Annotated in this window: 20 protein-coding genes; 17 read left to right on the top strand and 3 right to left on the bottom strand. The window is 70.8% G+C overall.

Features of this window, described 5'->3' with window-relative positions; translation table 11 throughout:
• Nucleotides 1-5: 5 nt before the first annotated feature.
• Genes ACIBO2_RS51295 through ACIBO2_RS51275 form a run of 5 tightly spaced genes read left to right on the top strand, consistent with a single transcriptional unit; the run spans nucleotide 6 to nucleotide 4,539 of the window.
• Nucleotides 6-899, top strand: a complete 894-nt coding sequence (locus tag ACIBO2_RS51295) for a dihydrodipicolinate synthase family protein (RefSeq protein WP_358540509.1) — start codon at nucleotides 6-8, stop codon at nucleotides 897-899.
• Nucleotides 896-1,912 carry a proline racemase family protein gene (locus ACIBO2_RS51290; RefSeq protein WP_358540512.1) on the top strand — a complete coding sequence of 339 codons (1,017 nt, stop codon included), beginning with the start codon at nucleotides 896-898 and terminating at the stop codon, nucleotides 1,910-1,912. Before ACIBO2_RS51295 ends, ACIBO2_RS51290 begins: the two co-directional genes overlap by 4 nt.
• Entirely contained in the window at nucleotides 1,909-2,874 is a 966-nt protein-coding gene (locus ACIBO2_RS51285; RefSeq protein WP_358540515.1) for a proline racemase family protein, read from the top strand. Before ACIBO2_RS51290 ends, ACIBO2_RS51285 begins: the two co-directional genes overlap by 4 nt.
• Nucleotides 2,871-3,809, top strand: a complete 939-nt coding sequence (locus ACIBO2_RS51280; protein WP_358540518.1) for an ornithine cyclodeaminase family protein — start codon at nucleotides 2,871-2,873, stop codon at nucleotides 3,807-3,809. The genes ACIBO2_RS51285 and ACIBO2_RS51280 overlap by 4 nt, the downstream gene beginning before the upstream one ends.
• Nucleotides 3,810-3,867: 58 nt before the next feature.
• Nucleotides 3,868-4,539 (top strand): GntR family transcriptional regulator, encoded by a 672-nt coding sequence (locus ACIBO2_RS51275; protein ID WP_225291377.1) that lies wholly within the window; start codon nucleotides 3,868-3,870, stop codon nucleotides 4,537-4,539.
• 76 nt (nucleotides 4,540-4,615) lie between these two features.
• On the opposite strand, the gene ACIBO2_RS51270 is transcribed toward ACIBO2_RS51275, so the two are convergent.
• Entirely contained in the window at nucleotides 4,616-5,533 is a 918-nt protein-coding gene (locus tag ACIBO2_RS51270; RefSeq protein ID WP_358540520.1) for an EamA family transporter, read from the bottom strand.
• A gap of 135 nt (nucleotides 5,534-5,668) precedes the next feature.
• Between ACIBO2_RS51270 and ACIBO2_RS51265 the strand changes: the two genes are divergently transcribed.
• Nucleotides 5,669-6,838 (top strand): MFS transporter, encoded by a 1,170-nt coding sequence (locus tag ACIBO2_RS51265; protein WP_358540523.1) that lies wholly within the window; start codon nucleotides 5,669-5,671, stop codon nucleotides 6,836-6,838.
• A gap of 66 nt (nucleotides 6,839-6,904) precedes the next feature.
• Here the strand turns inward: ACIBO2_RS51265 and ACIBO2_RS51260 are convergent, their stop codons facing one another.
• Nucleotides 6,905-7,672 carry an ABC transporter permease gene (locus tag ACIBO2_RS51260; RefSeq protein ID WP_397304705.1) on the bottom strand — a complete coding sequence of 256 codons (768 nt, stop codon included), beginning with the start codon at nucleotides 7,670-7,672 and terminating at the stop codon, nucleotides 6,905-6,907.
• Complete coding sequence (locus ACIBO2_RS51255; RefSeq protein WP_358540525.1) at nucleotides 7,669-8,577, bottom strand: ABC transporter ATP-binding protein; 909 nt, start codon at nucleotides 8,575-8,577, stop codon at nucleotides 7,669-7,671. Before ACIBO2_RS51255 ends, ACIBO2_RS51260 begins: the two co-directional genes overlap by 4 nt.
• A gap of 181 nt (nucleotides 8,578-8,758) precedes the next feature.
• Here ACIBO2_RS51255 and ACIBO2_RS51250 point away from each other — a divergent pair, with 181 nt between their 5' ends.
• The 11 genes from ACIBO2_RS51250 to ACIBO2_RS51200 all read left to right on the top strand — a co-directional run bounded on the left by ACIBO2_RS51250 (nucleotide 8,759) and on the right by ACIBO2_RS51200 (nucleotide 19,574).
• The gene (locus tag ACIBO2_RS51250) at nucleotides 8,759-9,535 is read left to right on the top strand and encodes a VOC family protein (RefSeq protein ID WP_397304704.1); all 777 of its coding nucleotides are present in this window, start codon (nucleotides 8,759-8,761) and stop codon (nucleotides 9,533-9,535) included.
• Nucleotides 9,536-9,627: 92 nt separating this feature from the next.
• Nucleotides 9,628-10,848 carry a multidrug effflux MFS transporter gene (locus ACIBO2_RS51245; RefSeq protein WP_397304703.1) on the top strand — a complete coding sequence of 407 codons (1,221 nt, stop codon included), beginning with the start codon at nucleotides 9,628-9,630 and terminating at the stop codon, nucleotides 10,846-10,848.
• A gap of 91 nt (nucleotides 10,849-10,939) precedes the next feature.
• A complete protein-coding gene (locus ACIBO2_RS51240) occupies nucleotides 10,940-11,653 on the top strand; it encodes a metalloregulator ArsR/SmtB family transcription factor (protein WP_225291448.1) in 714 nt (237 codons plus the stop codon).
• Nucleotides 11,650-13,062, top strand: coding sequence for a Fe-S cluster assembly protein SufB (gene sufB, locus ACIBO2_RS51235; RefSeq protein ID WP_357958449.1), 1,413 nt, complete (start codon nucleotides 11,650-11,652; stop codon nucleotides 13,060-13,062). Before ACIBO2_RS51240 ends, sufB begins: the two co-directional genes overlap by 4 nt.
• Entirely contained in the window at nucleotides 13,062-14,186 is a 1,125-nt protein-coding gene (gene sufD / locus ACIBO2_RS51230; protein ID WP_357958451.1) for a Fe-S cluster assembly protein SufD, read from the top strand. Before sufB ends, sufD begins: the two co-directional genes overlap by 1 nt.
• On the top strand, nucleotides 14,183-14,500 hold the full coding sequence (locus tag ACIBO2_RS51225; RefSeq protein WP_358540532.1) for a non-heme iron oxygenase ferredoxin subunit: 318 nt from the start codon (nucleotides 14,183-14,185) through the stop codon (nucleotides 14,498-14,500). Before sufD ends, ACIBO2_RS51225 begins: the two co-directional genes overlap by 4 nt.
• 4 nt (nucleotides 14,501-14,504) lie before the next feature.
• On the top strand, nucleotides 14,505-15,251 hold the full coding sequence (gene sufC, locus ACIBO2_RS51220) for a Fe-S cluster assembly ATPase SufC (RefSeq protein WP_358540534.1): 747 nt from the start codon (nucleotides 14,505-14,507) through the stop codon (nucleotides 15,249-15,251).
• Nucleotides 15,248-16,510, top strand: coding sequence for a cysteine desulfurase (locus tag ACIBO2_RS51215; protein WP_358540536.1), 1,263 nt, complete (start codon nucleotides 15,248-15,250; stop codon nucleotides 16,508-16,510). Before sufC ends, ACIBO2_RS51215 begins: the two co-directional genes overlap by 4 nt.
• Before the next feature lie 2 nt (nucleotides 16,511-16,512).
• Nucleotides 16,513-16,953 (top strand): Fe-S cluster assembly sulfur transfer protein SufU, encoded by a 441-nt coding sequence (sufU, locus tag ACIBO2_RS51210; RefSeq protein ID WP_225291366.1) that lies wholly within the window; start codon nucleotides 16,513-16,515, stop codon nucleotides 16,951-16,953.
• Complete coding sequence (locus ACIBO2_RS51205) at nucleotides 16,950-17,309, top strand: metal-sulfur cluster assembly factor (RefSeq protein WP_357656615.1); 360 nt, start codon at nucleotides 16,950-16,952, stop codon at nucleotides 17,307-17,309. Before sufU ends, ACIBO2_RS51205 begins: the two co-directional genes overlap by 4 nt.
• A gap of 315 nt (nucleotides 17,310-17,624) precedes the next feature.
• Nucleotides 17,625-19,574, top strand: coding sequence for a DEAD/DEAH box helicase (locus ACIBO2_RS51200; RefSeq protein ID WP_358540538.1), 1,950 nt, complete (start codon nucleotides 17,625-17,627; stop codon nucleotides 19,572-19,574).
• The last annotated feature ends 8 nt before the right edge of the window (nucleotides 19,575-19,582 follow it).

Genomic DNA, 19,582 nt, shown 5'->3' with positions numbered 1-19,582 from the left:
CTTTAATGACAAATCGCATTAAATCCTGGCACGGTGTCATGGTGGCCACGGCTCTCCCTCTGCGTGAGGACCTGTCCGTCGACTTCGACGGCTATGCGGAGCACTGCCGCTGGCTGGTCGAGAACGGCTGCGACGGGGTGGTCCCCAACGGGTCGCTGGGCGAGTACCAGACGCTCACCGCCGAGGAGCGGGCCAAGGTCATCGAGACGGCCGTCGAGGCCGTCGGCGGGGCGAACGTGATGGCGGGCGTCGGCGCGTACGGCGCGGCGGAGTCGCGGCTGTGGGCCGAGCGCGCCGCCGCGGCCGGCTGCGGCTCGGTGCTGCTGCTGCCGCCCAACGCCTACCGGGCCGACGAGCGCTCCGTGATCGCGCACTACCGCGAGGTGGCCAAGGCCGGGGTGCCGATCGTGGCCTACAACAACCCGTACGACACCAAGGTAGACCTGACGCCCGCGCTGCTGGCCACCCTGCACGGCGAGGGCCTGATCGTGGCCGTGAAGGAGTTCAGCGGCGACCCGCGCCGCTCCTACGAGCTCGGCGAGCTGGCCCCCGGCCTCGACGTGCTGATCGGGTCCGACGACGTGCTGCTGGAACTGGCGATCGCCGGGGCCGTCGGCTGGGTCGCCGGCTACCCCAACGCGCTGCCCGCCTCCAGCGTCGCCCTCTACCAGGCCGCGCTGGCCGGTGACCTCGAGACCGCGCTGCCCCTGTACCGTACGCTCCACCCGCTGCTGCGCTGGGACTCCAAGACGGAGTTCGTGCAGGCCATCAAGCTGTCGATGGACATCGCGGGCCGTCACGGCGGGCCCTGCCGCCTGCCGCGCGTGCCGCTGACCGAGACGCAGGAGGCGGCCGTGCGCGGCGCGACGGAGAAGGCACTCGCGGAGGGCATGCGATGAGGACGAAGCGGGTCTTCCACGCGGTCGACTCGCACACGGAGGGCATGCCCACCCGCGTGATCACCGGCGGCGTGGGCGTGATCCCCGGCGCGAGCATGGCCGAGCGGCGCGTCTACTTCCGCGACCATCTCGACCACATCCGCAGGCTGCTGATGAACGAGCCGCGCGGCCACGCCGCCATGAGCGGCGCCATCCTGCAGCCGCCCACCCGGCCCGACGCCGACTGGGGCGTGCTGTTCATCGAGGTGTCCGGGCTGCTGCCGATGTGCGGTCACGGCACCATCGGCGTGGCGACCGTGCTGGTGGAGACCGGCATGGTGGAGGTGGTCGAGCCGGTCACCACCGTGCGCCTGGAGGTGCCCGCCGGGCTCGTCGAGGTGGACGTGGCCGTCAAGGACGGCATGGCCATGTCGGTGACGCTGCGCAACGTGCCCGCCTACAGCGACCGGCTCGACGCCGTCGTCACGGTGCCCGGCTTCGGCGACATCCGCTACGACCTGGCGTACGGGGGCAACTTCTACGCGATCGTCGACCTCGACGACTACGGCCTGCCCTTCGACCGCAAGGCCAAGAACGAGATCCTGGCCGCCGGGCTGGCCACGATGGCGGCGATCGACGCGGCCGACGAGCCCGTGCACCCCGAGGACGACCGCATCCGGGGCTGCCACCACGTCTACTTCGCCGCGCCGGGCTCGGACGCCCACCACTCGCGGCACGCGATGGCCATCTACCCGGGCTGGTTCGACCGCTCGCCGTGCGGCACCGGCACCAGCGCCCGGATGGCCCAGCTGCACGCCCGTGGCCAGCTGGCCGTGAGCGAGGGGCCGGGTAGCGGGGAGTTCGTCAACGAGTCGTTCATCGGCACCCGTTTCATCGGCCGGTTGCTGGGGGAGACCACCGTCGGCGGACGGCCCGCGGTCGTGCCGGCCATCACCGGGCGCGCCTGGGTCACCGGCACCGCCCAATACTTCCTCGACCCGCGCGACCCGTTCCCCGAGGGATTCGAGCTGTGAGCGTCACCACCGTCGACTACCACACCGCCGGCGAGCCGTTCAGGATCGTCACCGGTGGCGCACCGGACATCCCGGGCGCCACCGTCCTCGAACGCCGGGCCGCCGCACCTGACGGCCCGGCCGAGCGGGTGCGGCGGCTGCTCTGCCACGAGCCGCGCGGCCACGCCGACATGTACGGCTGCTTCCTGGTCCCGCCCGACGACCCCGGCGCCCACTTCGGCGCGCTGTTCTGGCACAAGGACGGCTATTCCACCGCCTGCGGCCACGGCACGATCGCGCTCGGCGTGCACGCCGTCCGCGAGGGCCTGGTCGAGGCGGACCCCGGCGGCGAGACGGACGTGGTCGTCGACGTGCCCTCGGGCCGCGTCACGGCCCGCGTACGCGGCTCACGGGACCGCGTCGAGTCGGTGACCTTCGTCAACGTCCCGTCGTACGCCATCGCGCGCGCCCTCCCCGTCGCCGGGGTCGAGGTCGACCTCGCCTACGGCGGAGCCATCTACGCCACCCTGCCCGCATCGGCGGTCGGCCTGTCCGTCGAGGCCGGGAGCCTGACGGAGTTCGTCGGTCACGGCCGCCGGATCAAGGCCGCCCTGGCGGGCCACCCGGCCACGCGGCACCCGTCGGACGAGCGGCTGTCCGGCGTCTATGGGGTGATCTTCTACGAGGACGTCCCGGGCGACGGACCGCACCAGCGCAACGTGACCGTGTTCGCCGACGGCGAGGTGGACCGCTCGCCGTGCGGGTCCGGCACGGCCGCCCGGCTCGCCCTGCTCTACGACGACGGTCACCAGGGTCCGCTGATCCACACCGGCATCGCGGGCGGCACGTTCGTCGCCACCGTGGGTAAGGTGACCGACCAGGGCGTCGTCGCCGAGATCGAGGGCATGGCCTACCGCACCGGCCGGCACACCTTCGAGCTCGATCCGGAAGACCCCCTCGGCACCGGGTTCGTGCTGCGGTGAACGCGCTGCCCTACCTCGACGCCGCCACCATCGAGCGGCTGGTGCCCGTGGCGCGGGCCGTACGCATCCTGGAAGAGGCCCTGCGAGACGGGCTCGATCCGGAGGAGACGCCGCTGCGGCCCATCGTCGAGCTGCCCGCCGGGCAGCTCCTGCTGATGCCCGCCGCCGCGGGACGGTACGCGGGCGTGAAGGCCGTCACCATCGCGCCGGGCAACGCCGAGCGCGGGCTGCCCCGCATCCAGGGGACGTACCTGCTGCTCGACGGCGACACCCTGAGCCCGCTGGCCGCCATGGACGGCATCACGCTCACCTCGCTGCGCACCCCGGCGGTCTCGGCGCTCGCCGTCAAGCATCTGGCCGGGCCGGACGCCCGTAACCTGGTGGTGTTCGGTACGGGCCCGCAGGCGTGGGGGCACATTCTCGCGCTGGGTGCGGTCCGGCCGGTCGAACGGGTCACGGTCGTCGGCCGCGACCCCGAACGTGCCGAGAGCCTGGCCGCCCGCTGCCGCGACCTCGGCCTGTCGGCCCGCGCGGTGCACGGCCAGGCTCCGGACCTGAGCGCTGTGGCGGAGGCGGATCTGATCGCCTGCTGCACCACGGCCAGGGAGCCGCTCTTTCCCGGTGAGCTGGTCCGCGACGACGCCACGGTGGTCGCGGTCGGATCGCACGAACCGGAGGCCCGTGAGCTGGCCGGGGACCTCGTCGCCCGCGCCACGGTCGTCGTCGAGGCCAGGTCGGCGGCACTGGCCGAAGCGGGGGATGTGGTCATCCCGGTGCGCCAAGGTACGATCACCACCGGTCATCTCGCCGGGAACCTCGCCGACCTGATCGCCGGCCGGGTTCCTGCGGGCTCCGGTCCCCGCGTGTTCAAGAGCACCGGGATGGCGTGGGAGGACCTGGTGGTCGCCGCCGCCGCGTACGAGGCGTGGGTTTAGCGGGGTACCCCCAGCGGGGGGTGATCAGCGGGCGTGTACTGAGCGAAGGGATGGCGGGATGGCTGCCGAGGACCGGCTCGACCTGCCGATGGTGGGCGAGCGGCAGAGCTTGCGCGAGCAGGTCGCGCACGCGCTCCGCGCCGCGTTGATCACGGGTGAGATGCGCCCGGGGGTGGTCTACTCCGCGCCGGTGCTGGCCGCGCAGTTCGGCGTCTCCGCGACGCCGGTCCGTGAGGCCATGCTCGACCTGGCCAAGGAGGGACTGGTCGAGGCGGTGCGCAACAAGGGCTTCCGGGTCACCGAGCTGTCTGACCGCGATCTCGACGAGCTGACCGAGATCCGGCAGCTCATCGAGGTGCCCACCGTGACCCGGCTGGCCGACAGCTCGCGCGCGGCCGACTTCGAGCGGCTGCGACCCGTCGCCGAGGAGATCGTGGCCGCCGCCGAGCGGGGTGACCTGCTCGCGTACGTGGACGCCGACCTACGCTTCCACGTGGAACTGCTGACGCTGTCGGGCAACGCCCACCTGGTCGAGGTGGTCAAGGACCTGCGCAACCGGGCCCGGCTCTACGGCCTGTCGCAGCTGTCGGAGCGCGGCACGCTGTCGGACTCGGCCCGCGAGCACGTGGCGTTGCTCGACGCGCTCAAGGCCGGTGACACCGAGGCGGCCCGCCACATCATGTCCGAGCACATCCAGCACGTCCGCGGCATCTGGGCCGACCCACACTGATCACTTGTCCGGGCCGGCCCGCACTGATCACGTCCGCGGCATTCGGACCGGCCCGCACTGATCACGTCCGGGGAGGCTACTTCGTCTTCGTCGCGCGGGTCGTGCCCAGGCTCGCGGCCACGATGCAGATGATCGCCGCCCACTGCTGCGCGTGCAGCATCTCGCTGAGCACCAGCACGCCGACCAGCGCGGCCGCCGCGGGCTCCAGGCTCATCAGGATGCCGAACACGTGCTTCGGCATCCGCCGCAGCGCCTGCAGCTCCAGCGAGTACGGGATCACCGACGACAGCAGCCCCACTCCCAGCCCGATCAGCAGCAGGTGCGGCTGGAGCAGGTCACCGCCGCCCGACGCGATGCCCACTGGCGCGACCACCACGGCCGACACGATCATCGCGACCGACAGCCCGGTGGTGCCGGAGAAGCGCCGCCCCACCGAGGCCGACAGCAGGATGTAGGCCGCCCAGAACACTCCGGCCCCCAGCGCGAACCCGATGCCGGCCCAGCTCACCGACGCCGACTGGCCCCAGGGCGCGAGCAGCGCCACGCCCGCCGCCGCCAGGCCGATCCACACCAGGTCGAGCCGCCGCCTGGAGGCCGCCACCGCCACGCCCAGCGGCCCGAGGAACTCGATCGCCACCGCGATCCCCAGGGGCAGCCGCGCTATCGCCTCGTAGAACGACAGGTTCATCAGCGCCAGCGTCACGCCGAAGGTGAGCCCGACTCCCAGGTCACGCCACGACATGCCCTTCAGCTTGGGCCTGGCCACCGCGCCCATGATCAACGCGCCCGCGGCGATGCGCAGGAACACCACCGCGCTCGGCGGCAGCGCCGCGAACAGCTCCTTGGCGAAGCCCGCCCCCAGCTGTACGGAGAAGATCGCCAGCAGCACCAGCCCGGAAGGCGGGATGGAGTCGGCGGCGCCGCGCAGCACACTGCCGGGTCTGGGCAGGCCGGATCCCCGGTCGAAGGGATCATCCAGGGCGAAGGCGCTCACGGCACTCCTCAGTAGGCATGACGGGCTCAGTAGCGGGACGGCGGGTAGAACGGTACCGAGCTGGGCGGACATTCCCCCACTAGGGTGGTACCTATACGCACTTAACCGTTGAAGCCGACAATTGACCATGGAGCCATGACCGCACCCCCGGCCTCCCTCGTCCGTCCCCCGCTCGTGCTGTCCGTGGCCACCTTCGTCAGCAGCTTCGACCGGTTCGCCGTCAACCCCATGCTCGTCCTGATCGCCGCCGACCTCGGCGTCCCGCTGTCGGCGGCGGTCGCGGTCGCCAGCGGCTACTACCTGGCCTACGGCCTGACCCAGCCGCTGTGGGGCGTGCTCTCCGACCGGTTCGGCCGGGTGCGGGTGATGCGGGCGGCGATGTTCGGCGCCGCGCTGGCCGGGGTGGCCTCCGCGCTGATGCCGGTGCTGGGCGCGCTGGTGGTGTCGAGGATCGTGGCCGGCGCCTGCTTCGGCGCGGTGATCCCCACCTCGCTCACGTACGTCGGTGACACGGTCGCGCCCGTCGTACGGCAGCGCGCCCTGTCGGACCTGATGGGCGCGGGAGCCCTGGGCATCGCCATGGCCACCGGTCTCGGCGGCGTGCTCGCCGACCTGGTGGACTGGCACGTGGCGTTCACCGTGCCCGCGGCCTGCGCGCTGGCCTGCGCGCTCGCGCTGCGCTCCCTGCCCGAGCCGCCCCGGGCCGAGATCGGCGGGCTGGGCAGGCACGTGGGCGCGGTGCTGCGCGAGCCGTGGGCCCTGCTGGTGTTCGGGCTGGCCTTCGTGGAGGGCGCGGTGCTGCTCGGCACGATGGCCTTCCTCGCCACGGCCCTGGAGCACGACGGGGTCAGGGCGGCGGTCGCCGGTCTGGCCACCGCCACCTACGGCGTGGGCCTGTGGGTCTTCACCAGACTGGTCAAACGCCTGTCGCGGACATGGTCCCCGCCCGTGCTCATCGCCGTCGGTGGAGCGCACCTCTGCGCCGGGTACGCACTCGTGGCCGTCCACGTCAGCCTGGCGACCGTCGGCGTCACCGCGCTGCTGCTGGGCGTCGGGTGGTCGTTCATGCACTCCTCGCTGCAGACCTGGATCACCACGGTCGCGCCCAACGCCAGGGGGACCAGCGTGGCCTTCTTCGCCGCGGCGCTGTTCGTCGGCAGTGCGGTGTCGTCGTGGGCGGGCGGCCCGGCCGCCCAGGACGGCAGGTACGCGCTGCTGTTCGGCGTCTCGGCGGCCGTGGCGGTGCCGCTCACCGTGGTCGCCGTCATCGGCCGCCACCGCTACGGCGTCACCGGCCGGGCCTGACATCCCAGCTGAACCCCGCTCGTCCGGCGCGGGCCCGCCCAGCTCAGGCCCCGCTCACTCCCACGCTCACTCCCAGCGGAACGTGCGCGCGGCGATGCCCAGCGACAGCACCGCCCAAGCGGCCAGCACCCCCAGCGCCCCCAGCGGCACGGCCGCGCCCCCGGCGAGCACGGAACGCAGCCCGCCGGTCAGCGCCGAGATCGGCAGCACCTCCAAGGTCGGCCGCATCCCGGCGGGGAACTTCGCCAGCGGGAAGATCACCCCGCCCGCCCCGAGCAGCACCAGGTAGACGAGGTTGGCCGCGGCCAGCGTCGCCTCGGCCCGCAGCACGCCCGCCATGAGCAGCCCCAGCCCGCTGAACGCCGCCGTCCCCAGCAGCACGAGCAGCAGCGCGCCCACCGGCGAGCCCTGGGGCCGCCAGCCGAGCGCCAGCGCGACCGCCACGATCACCACGACCTGGACGCCTTCGACCGCGAGCACCGCCACCGTCTTGGCCAGCAGCAGCCCGGCCCTGGACAGGGGAGTCGCGCCGAGCCGCTTCAGCACGCCGTAGCGGCGCTCGAAACCCGTCGCGATCGCCTGACCGGTGAACGCCGTCGACATGATCGCCAGCGCGAGCACGCCCGGCGCGAGGAAGTCGATCCGCCGCCCTCCGCCGACGTCGATCAGCGGAGCCAGCGAGAACCCGACGAGCAGCAGCACCGGGATGATCAGCGTCAGCAGCAGCTGCTCGCCGTTGCGCAGCGTCGCGCGCGTCTCGGCCGCCGCCTGCGCCAGCACCATGCGGGCGAACGGCGCCGCAGCCGGGGCGGGGGTGAAGTCGAGCGTGGTCATCGCAGCTCCCTGCCGGTCAGCTCCAGGAAGACGTCTTCGAGCGTGCGGCGCTCGATGCTCAGGTCGTCGGCCATGACGCCCTCGGCGGCGCACCAGGTCGTCACGGTCGCCAGCAGCGCCGGGCCCACCTGGCCCTCGATGATGTAGTGGCCGGCGGGCGACTCCTTGGCCGCGCTGCCACCCGGCAACGCGTGGAGCAGCTCGTCCAGCGAGAGCCCCGGCCGGGCACGGAAGCGCAGCTGCCGCTCGGCCCCGGTCAGCGAGGCCGGGCTGCCCTCGGCCACCACCCGGCCCCGGTCGATGATCACCACGTGGTCGGCCAGCCGTTCGGCCTCGTCCATGTGGTGGGTGGTGAGCACCACGGAGACCCCCGCGGCCCGCAGCTCGCCCACCAGGTCCCAGCAGGCGTGCCTGGCCTGCGGGTCGAGCCCGGCCGTCGGCTCGTCGAGGAACACCAGCTCCGGCCGGCCGATCACCGCCGCGGCCAGGGAGAGCCGTTGCTGCTGGCCGCCCGACAGGCGGCGGTAAGGGGTGCGGGCGTGCTCGGCCAGTCCGAGCCGTACCAGAAGGGCGCCGGCGTCGAGCGGGTGGGCGTAGAAGCGCGAGACCAGGCGCAGCCACTCGCCGCAGCGCACCGCGGGCGGCACGCCGCCCGCCTGGAGCATCACACCCACCCGGGGCCGCAGCTTGGGCTGGTCGGGCGGCAGGCCCAGCACGCGTACGGTGCCGGAGTCGGCCTCGCGGAACCCCTCGCAGATCTCGACCGTGGAGGTCTTGCCGGCGCCGTTGGGGCCGAGCACGGCGGTGACCGCGCCCCGCTCGGCGCGCAGCGTCAGGCCGTCGACCGCCGTGGCGCCGCCGTAACGCTTGACCAGGTCGATGAGCTCGACGGCTGGGGATTCCATGGCCACGAGTTTAGGGACTGTCCGCGGCGGTCCGCCTGGCAACCCTGCCCGGCCCGCACAAGGCCGATCGCGTGGTCAATCGCGTGGCCGGATATGGACAGCCGTTGACCCGGTCGTTTCCCGGAAAGTCCCCACCAGGAGTGAAAGTCTGAGAGTGACGTCCACATCACAGGAGGTTTCCATGTCACAGCGTAGTGGCTATGAGCCCGGTGTTCCGTGCTGGGTGGATCTGTCGAGCACCGACGTCGAGGCGTCCGTCCGCTTCTACGACGACGTCTTCGGCTGGCAGGCCGAGATGATCGACGACCCGGCGGCCGGGGGCTACGGCCAGTTCACCTACGACGGCGAGAAGGTCGCCGGAGTGGGCCCCGTCATGGGGGAAGGCATGCCCTCGACCTGGAACACCTATATCGCCATAGAAGACGCCGCCGCCACCGCCGACCGGGTCAAGAACGCGGGCGGGACCGTCGTCGTGGAGCCCATGCAGGTGTTCGAGGAAGGCACCATGGCCGTCTTCCAGGCGCCCGACGGGTCGTTCGTGTCGGCCTGGCAGGCCGGCCGCCACAACGGCGCCGAGCTGGTCAACGAGCCGGTCTCCTTCTGCTGGAACGAGCTCGTCACCCGCGACGTCGCCAGCGCGGAGCGGTTCTACCCGGTCGTCTTCGGCTGGACCCCGCACCACCAGGAGATGGACGGCGTCAAGTACACCGAGTGGCACCTCGGGGACGCGAGCATCGCCGGCATGATCGAGCTGTCGCCGAACTATCCGCCGCAGACGCCGTCCCACTGGATGACGTACTTCGCCGTCGACGACCTCGACGCCACCGTCGCCGCCGCCGAGCGCGCGGGCGCCACGATCCTCGTCGGGGCCATGGACGCGCCTCCCGGGCGCTTCGCCATGCTCACCGACCCGCAGGGCGCGGCACTGTCCGTGATCCAGCTCCACGAAGTCAGCTAAATATCCCATAACCGGGAATTAGGTAGACCGGATCTTGGTTTCATCCCTCGGCCCTCGTGGGCCACACGCCTGCGAGGGAGAGGGGTTCACGCATGTCCGTGGCACAAGCCACGCCACTCACGTCACCTGTCGTCAAGGGGAACCGCCGCGGACTGCTGTTAATCATTCTCGGAGCGCTCTCGGCCATCGGCCCGCTCTCGATCGACATGTACCTGCCCGCGCTGCCCGCCATCACCGGCGAGCTGGTCAGCACGCCCGCCCAGGTACAGCTGACACTGACCGCCTGCCTCATCGGCGTCTCCGTCGGCCAGGTGGTCGCCGGGCCGGTGAGCGACGTACGCGGCCGCCGGCTGCCGCTGATCGTGGGCGTGGCCGGCTACACCCTCGCCTCGCTGCTGTGCGCCTTCGCCCCCTCGGTGCCGGTGCTCATCGTGTTCCGTCTGCTGCAGGGCATTCTCGGCGGCGCGGCCCTGGTCATCGTCCGGGCCGTCGTCCGCGACCTTTACGACGGCGCCGCCATCGCGCGCATCTTCGCCACCCTCATGCTCGTCAGCGGCCTCGCGCCGATCCTGGCCCCGATCGCGGGCGCGCAGCTGCTCGCCTTCACCTCCTGGCGCGGGGTGTTCGTCGCGCTGAGCCTGGCCGGGATCGTGCTGCTCATGGCCGTGCTCGGCGGGGTGCGTGAGACGCTGCCCGCGTACGAGCGGGAGAGCGGCGGGCTCGGTCACACCGTGCGCACCTTCTGGCAGCTGCTGCGCGACCGTTCGTTCATGGGCGGCGCGCTGACCGCCGGGCTGGCCTTCGCCGCCATGTTCGGCTACATCTCCGGCTCACCGTTCGTGCTGCAGGAGGTCTACCACGCCACACCGCAGCAGTATTCGCTCATCTTCGGGCTCAACGCGCTCGGCCTGACTGTCATGGCCCAGGTCGGCGGGCGGCTCTCGGGGCGGGTGCCGCCGGCCCGGCTGGTGGCCATCGGCCTGTGCGTGGGCCTGACCGGCGCGGCGCTGCTGCTGGCCGCGGCCATGATCGGCATGGGGCTGGCGGGCATCGTCGCCGGGCTGTTCGTCATCATGTGCGGCCAGGGCCTGGTGCTTCCCGGCACCGGCGCGCTGGCGCTGGCCAGCCAGCCGCAGCAGATCGCGGGCAGCGCCTCCGCCCTGCTCGGCGTGCTCCAGTTCGCGCTGGGCGCCCTGGCCGCGCCGCTGGTCGGGCTGGTGGGAGCGGGTACGGCGGTGCCGATGGCGTCGGTGATGCTGGGGCTCATCGCCTGCTCGGCCGTGTCGTTCCTGGTCATCGGCAGAGTTAGGTAAGCCTACCCTGCGTGAGAAATTCCATTCCCCGTCTTCCTGGATCCATTTGTGAACTGGGAAGGAATTACGGCACACTGATGTTGTGAAAAACGTGCCCACGTCGATCGAGCCCGGACACGAGCGCGGCACCCGCGCCCGTGTGGCTCGGCTGATCCTTGAGCACGGTCCCGTCGCGGCTGCCGCGCTGGGCGAGCGGCTCGGGCTCACGCCCGCCGCCGTCCGTCGTCACCTCGACGCGTTGCTGGCCGACGGGATGATCGAGCCTCGCACCGTGCGTCCGCACGGACAGCGCGGGAGAGGGCGGCCGGCCAAGCTGTTCGCCATCACCGACGCGGGGCGCAGTGCTTTCGAGCACGCCTACGACGACCTGGCCGGCAGCGCGCTGCGTTTCCTGGCCGAGCGCGTGGGTGAGGAAGCCGTGACCGACTTCGCCCGTTCGCAGGTGTCCAGCCTGCTGCGGCGCCTGGAGCCGGTCATGCGGACGGTGCCGGCCGACCAGCGCGTACAAGTGCTGGCGCAGGCGCTGTCGGCGGATGGATACGCCGCCTCGGCCACCAAGGCCAATCTGGGCGGCGACCAGCTCTGCCAGCACCACTGCCCGGTGGCGCACGTGGCCGCGGAGTTCCCGCAGCTGTGTGAGGCCGAGACCGAGGCGTTCGCGCAGCTGCTCGGCACCCCCGTGCAGCGCCTGGCCACGATCGCGCACGGCGACGGGGTCTGCACCACACATGTGAGCCCGCACGCGCTGGGTCTTGCGACGAGCAGGGCCACCCATAGCGACAAAAGCAAGGAGACCGGAAGGTGACTGTCACCGACCGCCCGGAGCTGGAAGGCCTCGGGAATTACAAGTTCGGCTGGTCCGACTCGGATGCCGCAGGCGCGGTTGCCAAGCGCGGTCTGTCCGAGGAGGTCGTCCGCAACATCTCCGCGCTCAAGAACGAGCCGGAGTGGATGCTCGACCTTCGCCTGAAGGGCCTCCGCCTGTTCGGCAAGAAGCCCCTGCCCACCTGGGGCTCCGACCTCACGGGCATCGACTTCGACAACATCAAATACTTCGTGCGCTCGACCGAGAAGCAGGCCGCTTCCTGGGACGAGCTGCCCGACGACATCAAGAACACCTACGACAAGCTCGGCATCCCCGAGGCGGAGAAGCAGCGCCTCATCGCCGGTGTCGCCGCCCAGTACGAATCCGAGGTCGTCTATCACAAGATCCGTGAGGACCTCGAGGAGAAGGGCGTCATCTTCGTCGACACCGACACGGGCCTGAGGGAGCACGAGGAGCTCTTCAAGGAATACTTCGGCTCGGTCATCCCGGTGGGCGACAACAAGTTCGCCGCCCTCAACAGCTCCGTGTGGTCCGGTGGCTCGTTCATCTACGTGCCGCCGAACGTCGAGGTCGAGATCCCGCTGCAGGCCTACTTCCGGATCAACACCGAGAACATGGGCCAGTTCGAGCGGACCCTGATCATCGTCGACGAGGGCAGCTACGTCCACTACGTCGAGGGCTGCACCGCGCCGATCTACTCCTCCGACTCGCTGCACTCCGCGGTCGTCGAGATCGTCGTGAAGAAGAACGCCCGCTGCCGTTACACGACCATTCAAAACTGGTCCAACAACGTCTACAACCTGGTCACCAAGCGCGCCGTCGCCTACGAGGGCGCGACCATGGAGTGGATCGACGGCAACATCGGCTCCAAGGTCACCATGAAGTACCCGGCCGTCTACCTGATGGGCGAGCACGCCAAGGGCGAGACGCTGAGCGTCGCCTTCGCGGGCGAGGGCCAGCACCAGGACGCCGGGTCCAAGATGGTGCACCTGGCTCCGCACACCAGCTCCACCGTGATCTCCAAGTCGGTGGCGCGCGGCGGCGGCCGCACCTCCTACCGCGGTCTCGTGCAGATCGAGGAGGGCGCCCACGGCAGCGCCAGCACGGTCAAGTGCGACGCGCTCCTGGTCGACCAGATCAGCCGCTCCGACACCTACCCCTACGTCGACGTCCGCGAGGACGACGTCTCGATGGGTCACGAGGCCACGGTCTCCAAGGTGAGCGAGGACCAGCTGTTCTACCTCATGAGCCGCGGTCTCAACGAGGACGAGGCGATGGCGATGATCGTGCGCGGCTTCGTCGAGCCGATCGCCCGCGAGCTCCCCATGGAGTACGCCCTTGAGCTCAACCGCCTCATCGAGCTGCAGATGGAAGGAGCCGTCGGCTGATGGGCCTGACCGAGAAGCCCTTGTCGACCCTGCACGAGAAGGCGTCCTACGACCTGGACGACTTCGAGGTCCCGACCGGGCGCGAAGAGGCGTGGCGCTTCACGCCGCTGTCGCGCCTGAAGGGCCTGCACAGCGGCAAGGCGGAGATCACCGGCCGGGTGCTCACCCAGGCCTACACCCCGGCGGGCGTCACCGCCGAGTGGGTCGGGCGTGAGGACGCGCGCATCGGCAAGGCGTACGTGCCGGCCGACCGCGTCAGCGCGCAGGCCTACAACGCCTTCGAGAAGGCGCTGGTCGTGACCGTGCCCAAGGAGGCCGTGCCCGCCGAGCACATCCGCATCGAGGTGCGCGGCGGCGGCAACGACGGGGCCACCTACGGCCACATCGTGGTCGTGGTCGAGCCGCTGGCCGAGGCCGTGGTCGTCATCGAGCACCAGGGCAGCGCGGTCTACGCCGACAACATCGAGTTCGTCGTCGGCGACGGCGCCACGCTCAAGGTCGTCAGCCTGCAGGACTGGGACGACGACGCCGTACACGTCTCCCACCACCACGCCCAGCTCGCCAAGGACGCCACCTTCAGGGGCTTCGCGGTGACCCTGGGCGGCGACCTGGTGCGCCTGTCGCCGAGCGTGTCCTACACCGGCCCCGGCGGCGACGCCGACCTGTCCGGCGTCTACTTCGTCGACGCGGGCCAGCACCTGGAGCACCGCCTCCTGGTCGACCACTCGCAGCCCCACTGCAAGAGCAACGTCGACTACCGCGGCGCCCTGCAGGGTGAGGACGCGCACGCCGTGTGGATCGGCGACGTGATCATCAGGGTCGAGGCCGAGGGCACCGACACCTACGAGCTCAACCGCAACCTGATCCTCACCGACGGCGCCCGCGCCGACTCGGTGCCCAACCTGGAGATCCTCACCGGCGAGGTGGCCGGCGCCGGCCACGCCAGCGCCTCCGGGCGCCTCGACGACGAGCACATCTTCTACCTGCAGGCCCGCGGCATCCCCTTCGACGAGGCCCGTCGCCTGGTCATCCGGGGCTTCCTCGGCCAGCTCATCGAGAAGATCCAGGTGGCGGAGATCCGTGACCGCGTCATGAACGCGGTGGAGGCGGAGCTCGCCCGATGACTTTTGAGAAGGTGTGCAAGGTCGAGGACATCCCCGACGGGGGCGTACTCGGCCTCGAGGTCGGGGAGACCCCGGTCGCGCTCGTCCGCAAGGGCGGCGAGGTGTTCGCCCTGCACGACGTCTGCTCCCACGCCGAGGTGAAGCTCAGCGAGGGAGAGGTCTACGACGGCACGCTCGAGTGCTGGCTGCACGGCTCGTGCTTCGACATCCGCTCGGGCAAGCCCACCGGCCCGCCCGCCACCAGACCCGTGAACGTCTACACAGTCCAGATCGACGGCGACGACGTCCTCGTCTCGCTCTCGAAGGAGTCATAAACACATGTCCACCCTTGAGATCCGTGACCTGAAGGTCGCCGTCGAGGACAAGGAAATCCTGCGCGGCGTCAACCTCACCGTGCAGTCGGGCAAGACCCACGCCATCATGGGGCCGAACGGCTCGGGCAAGTCCACGCTCGCCTACGCCATCGCCGGTCACCCGAAATACACCATCACCGGCGGCCAGGTGCTGCTCGACGGCGTCGACCTGCTGGAGCTGACCGTCGACGAGCGGGCCCGCGCCGGCCTGTTCCTCGCCATGCAGTACCCGGTCGAGGTGCCCGGCGTGTCGGTCTCCAACTTCCTGCGCTCCGCGGTCACCGCGGTCCGCGGCGAGGCGCCCAAGCTGCGCCAGTTCGCCAAGGACCTCAAGACCGGCATGGACGCGCTGGCCATCGACGCCGAGTTCGCCCAGCGTAACCTCAACGAGGGCTTCTCCGGCGGCGAGAAGAAGCGCCACGAGATCCTCCAGCTGGAGCTGCTCCAGCCGAAGATCGCGGTGCTCGACGAGACCGACTCCGGCCTCGACGTCGACGCGCTGCGCGTGGTGTCGGAGGGCATCAACCGCTTCCGCGCCGCGGGCGACACGGGCGTCCTGTTGATCACGCACTACACCCGCATCCTGCGGTACGTGAAGCCCGACTTCGTCCACGTCTTCGCCGGCGGCAAGATCGTGGAGGAGGGCGGGCCGGAGCTGGCCGACAAGCTCGAGGCCGAAGGCTACGAGCAGTACACGAAGGCGCTTGCATGACTTCCACCAGCTTGGACGTGGAGAGGATCAGGAAGGACTTCCCGGTTCTCTCCCGCGAGCTGCCCGGCGGGCGTCCGCTCGTCTACCTCGACTCGGGCAACTCCTCACAGAAGCCCACCGCGGTCGTCGAGACCGTCCGTGAGCACCTGGCGATGCACTACAGCAACGTCGGGCGGGCCATGCACGCGCTCGGCGCGGAGTCGACCGAGGCCTTCGAGAGCGCGCGCGACAAGGTGGCCGGTTTCATCGGCGCCCCGTCGCGCGACGAGGTGATCTTCACCAAGAACGCCTCCGAGGCGCTCAACCTGGTCGCCTACTCCTTCGGCAACCCGGGCAACACCGACCCCCGCTTCACTCTCGGCCCCGGCGACGAGGTGGTGATCTCCGAGATGGAGCACCACTCCAACATCGTGCCGTGGCAGTTCCTGGTGCAGCGTACGGGGGCGACCCTGAAGTGGTTCGGCGTCACGGACGACGGCCGCCTCGATATTTCGGATATTTCAGGACTGATCACCGAGCGCACGAAGATCGTGTCGATCGCGCACCAGTCCAACGTGCTCGGCACCATCAACCCCGTCGCCGACGTGCTGCGCCGGGCCCGCGAGGTGGGCGCGCTGGTGATGCTCGACGCCTCCCAGTCGGTCCCGCACCACGCCGTCGACATGGTCGCGCTGGGCGCCGACTTCGTGGCCTTCACCGGCCACAAGATGGTCGGCCCCTCGGGCATCGGTGTCCTCTGGGGCCGGGCCGAACTGCTCGAGGCCATGCCCCCGTTCATGGGCGGCGGCGAGATGATCGAGGCCGTCTGGATGGACCACTCGACGTACGCGCCGGTTCCGCACAAGTTCGAGGCGGGCACGCCGCCGATCGTCGAGGCCATCGGCCTCGGCGCGGCCGTCGACTACCTGACCGGTGTCGGCATGGAGGCCATCGAGGCGCACGAGCGCGGCCTGACGGCCTACGCGCTCGACGCGCTGCGCCAGGTCCCCACGCTGCGCCTGATCGGGCCCGACTCGCTCGACCAGCGGGGCGCCACCCTGTCGTTCACCCTTGAGGGCATCCACCCGCATGACGTCGGGCAGCTGCTCGACGACGAGTTCGGCATCGCGGTGCGGGTCGGCCACCACTGCGCGCGACCGCTCCACCTGCGCTTCGGAATACCGGCGACCACCAGGGCGTCGTTCTATCTGTACAACACCACGGACGAGATCGACGCCTTGGTCCGCGGCCTCCATCACGTTCAGAAGGTGTTCGCATAGCCATGATCGGCGAGTCGATGTACCAGGAACTGATCCTGGAACACTACAAGCACCCGCAGGGGCGGGGGCTGCGTGATCCCTACGACGCCGAGGTTCACCACGTGAACCCCACCTGCGGCGACGAGATCACGCTCCGGGTCAAGCTGGGCGACGCCGGCAAGATCGAGGACGTCTCCTACGATGGGCAGGGCTGTTCGATCAGCCAGGCCGCCGCCTCTGTGCTGCACGAGCTGACCACCGGCTCGACGGTCGAGGAGACGCTGTCCGTGGTCGACGAGTTCACCCGCCTCATGCAGGGCAGGGGCAAGGTGGAGGCCGACGAGGACGTGCTCGGCGACGCGGTGGCGTTCGCGGGCGTGGCCAAGTTCCCCGCGCGCGTGAAGTGCGCGCTGCTGTCGTGGATGGCCTACAAGGACGCTGTAGTGAGGAGTGCTGCCCGATGAGCAAGCCGGTGGAGACACCGACCGGGTTCGACGGTGAGGCCACCGTCGACGAGGTCATGGAGGCGCTCAAGGACGTCGTCGACCCCGAGCTCGGCATCAACGTCGTCGACCTGGGCCTGATCTACGGGCTCAATCTCGACCCCGCCGAGGGCGGCCAGCCCGTGGCCACCATCGACATGACGCTGACCAGCGCGGCCTGCCCGCTGACCGATGTCATCGAGGATCAGGCGCATTCCGCGCTCGAGGGCATGGTTTCCGATGTTAAGATCAATTGGGTCTGGCTCCCGCCGTGGGGACCGGACAAGATCACTGACGAAGGGCGCGAGCAGCTTCGTATGCTAGGCTTCAACGTCTGATCGTTGCTGTACGGCTGGCATCTCGGTGTCAGCCGCTTCAGCCTGCCAAAGTCTGAAATTCAGACAAGTCGGGGAATACATGGTGTCTTCCCCGTGTTGGCAACACGTGCACCTAGCGCACCAATGTGCGTTTCAACGCCGCCTGCGGCCGGCAAATGGGTGCGCGTAGACGGCCTGTCCTCCGGGCCAGTCCCCACCCAGCAGGTGCCGACCACCTGCGCCTCGCAATGAAGTACGGCACCGCCGTACGTCCCGGCTCGTCCTTTTCGCAGAAGTGACGCGCCACTTCGACTGAAAGGCACGAAGTTCGTGACCATGCTTGACGCTGTCCTGCCCGAGTTCAACGAGGTCCTGCCCGAGCTCGACGAGAGCACCCCCGAGGCGGGTCCCGGGTTCGAGGAGCTCGGCCTGCCCAAGCCGCTCGTCACCGGGCTGGCCAAGCAGGGCATTGCCAGCCCGTTCCCCATCCAGAGCGCGACCATCCCCGACGTCCTCACCGGCGCCAACGTGCTCGGCCGCGGCCAGACCGGCTCCGGCAAGACCCTCGCCTTCGGCCTGCCCCTCATGGCCCGCATCTCCGGCGTCCGGCCCACCCCGGGCCGCCCCCGCGCGATGATCCTCGTCCCCACCCGTGAGCTCGCGCTCCAGGTGCACGACGCCCTTGAGCCGCTCGGCCGGGGCCTCGGCCTGCGGATGAAGGTCATCGTCGGCGGCATGTCGATGGGCAAGCAGATCGAGGCGCTGCGCCGCGGCGTCGACGTCGTCATCGCCACCCCCGGCCGCCTGGGCGACCTCATCCGCCAGGGCGAGTGCTCGCTGGGCGACATCGAGGTCAGCGTCCTCGACGAGGCCGACCACATGTGCGACCTGGGCTTCTTCCCCGTCGTCACCGAGCTGCTCGCGCAGACTCCGGCCGACGGTCAGCGGCTGCTGTTCTCGGCCACGCTCGACGGCGACGTCGACAAGCTGGTGCGGCGCTTCCTCAAGGACCCGATCACCCACTCGGTGGCTCCCGCGACCTCCCCGGTCGAGCTCATGGAGCACCACGTGATCCAGGTGACGCGCGACGACAAGTTCGACGTCACCGCGGAGATCGCCAACCGCGAGGGCCGTACGATCATCTTCGTCCGCACCCAGCACGGCGTCGACCGGCTCTGCAAGCAGCTGGCCCGCGTCGGCATCAAGTCGGGCGGCCTGCACGGCGGCAAGCGCCAGAACCAGCGCACCCGCATCCTGGCCGAGTTCCGTGAGGGCTCTGTCAACGTGCTCGTCTGCACCGACGTCGCGGCGCGCGGCATCCACGTCGACAACATCAGCCTCGTGCTGCACGTCGACCCGCCGCAGGATCACAAGAGCTACCTGCACCGCGGCGGCCGCACCGCCCGCGCCGGCGAGAAGGGCACCGTGGTCACCCTGGTGCTGCCGAGCGAGCGCCGGTCGACCGACCAGCTCACCCGCCGGGCCGGGATCCACCCGTTCCGCCTCAAGGCCGAGCCGGGCCACCCCCGTCTGGCCGAGGTGACGGGCGCCCGCGTCCCGAGTGGCGAGCCCATCCCCGTCTGGGAGCCCGACGTCCGCAAGCCGCTGCGTCCCCGCCGCGAAGGCGGCCACAGTGGCTCCGACCGGCGTGGACGCCGTCCGCGCCGCGAGTTCGACGGCGAGCGCCGACCCCGTCGTCACGACGACGGCCAGCGCCCCTTCGTCGCGGGCGACGACCGGCGCCCCCGTCGTCACGACGGTGACGACCGCTACCCGCGCCGGCACGCCGAGGGCGGCTCGCAGGAGCCCCGCACCTCCGGTGACGACCGGGGCGGCGACCGCGGCCAGGGCGGCGGCTACCGTGGCGGTGACCGTGGCCCGCGTGGCGGCGGCTACCGCGGCGACGACCGCCCGGCCCGCTCGGACGCCCCGCGCGGCGGCTACCGCTCCGACGACCGTCAGAGCGGACCGCGCTCGGACGACCGTCAGAGTGGCGGCTACCGTTCCAACGACCGTCAGGGCGGCTACCGCTCGGACGACCGTCAGGGTGGCTTCCGTTCCGACGACCGCGGCCCGCGTGGCGGCGGCTACCGCACGGACGACCGAGGCACCCGCGCCCCCGGTGGCGACCGTGGCCGCCCGTTCTCGGCCGACCGCGACCGTCCCGCCCGCACCGACGACCGTCAGGGTGGCGGCTACCGTTCCAACGACCGTCAGGGCGGCTACCGCTCCGATGACCGTCAGGGCGGTTTCCGCAGCGGCACCGGCCGCCGCTTCGACCGCTGACCCCGGCG

The sequence above is a fragment of the Nonomuraea sp. NPDC050022 genome (genome assembly GCF_044460705.1).
In the GTDB taxonomy this organism is placed as follows: Bacteria; Actinomycetota; Actinomycetes; order Streptosporangiales; family Streptosporangiaceae; genus Nonomuraea.
This window is presented reverse-complemented; position numbering and strand designations above follow the sequence as displayed.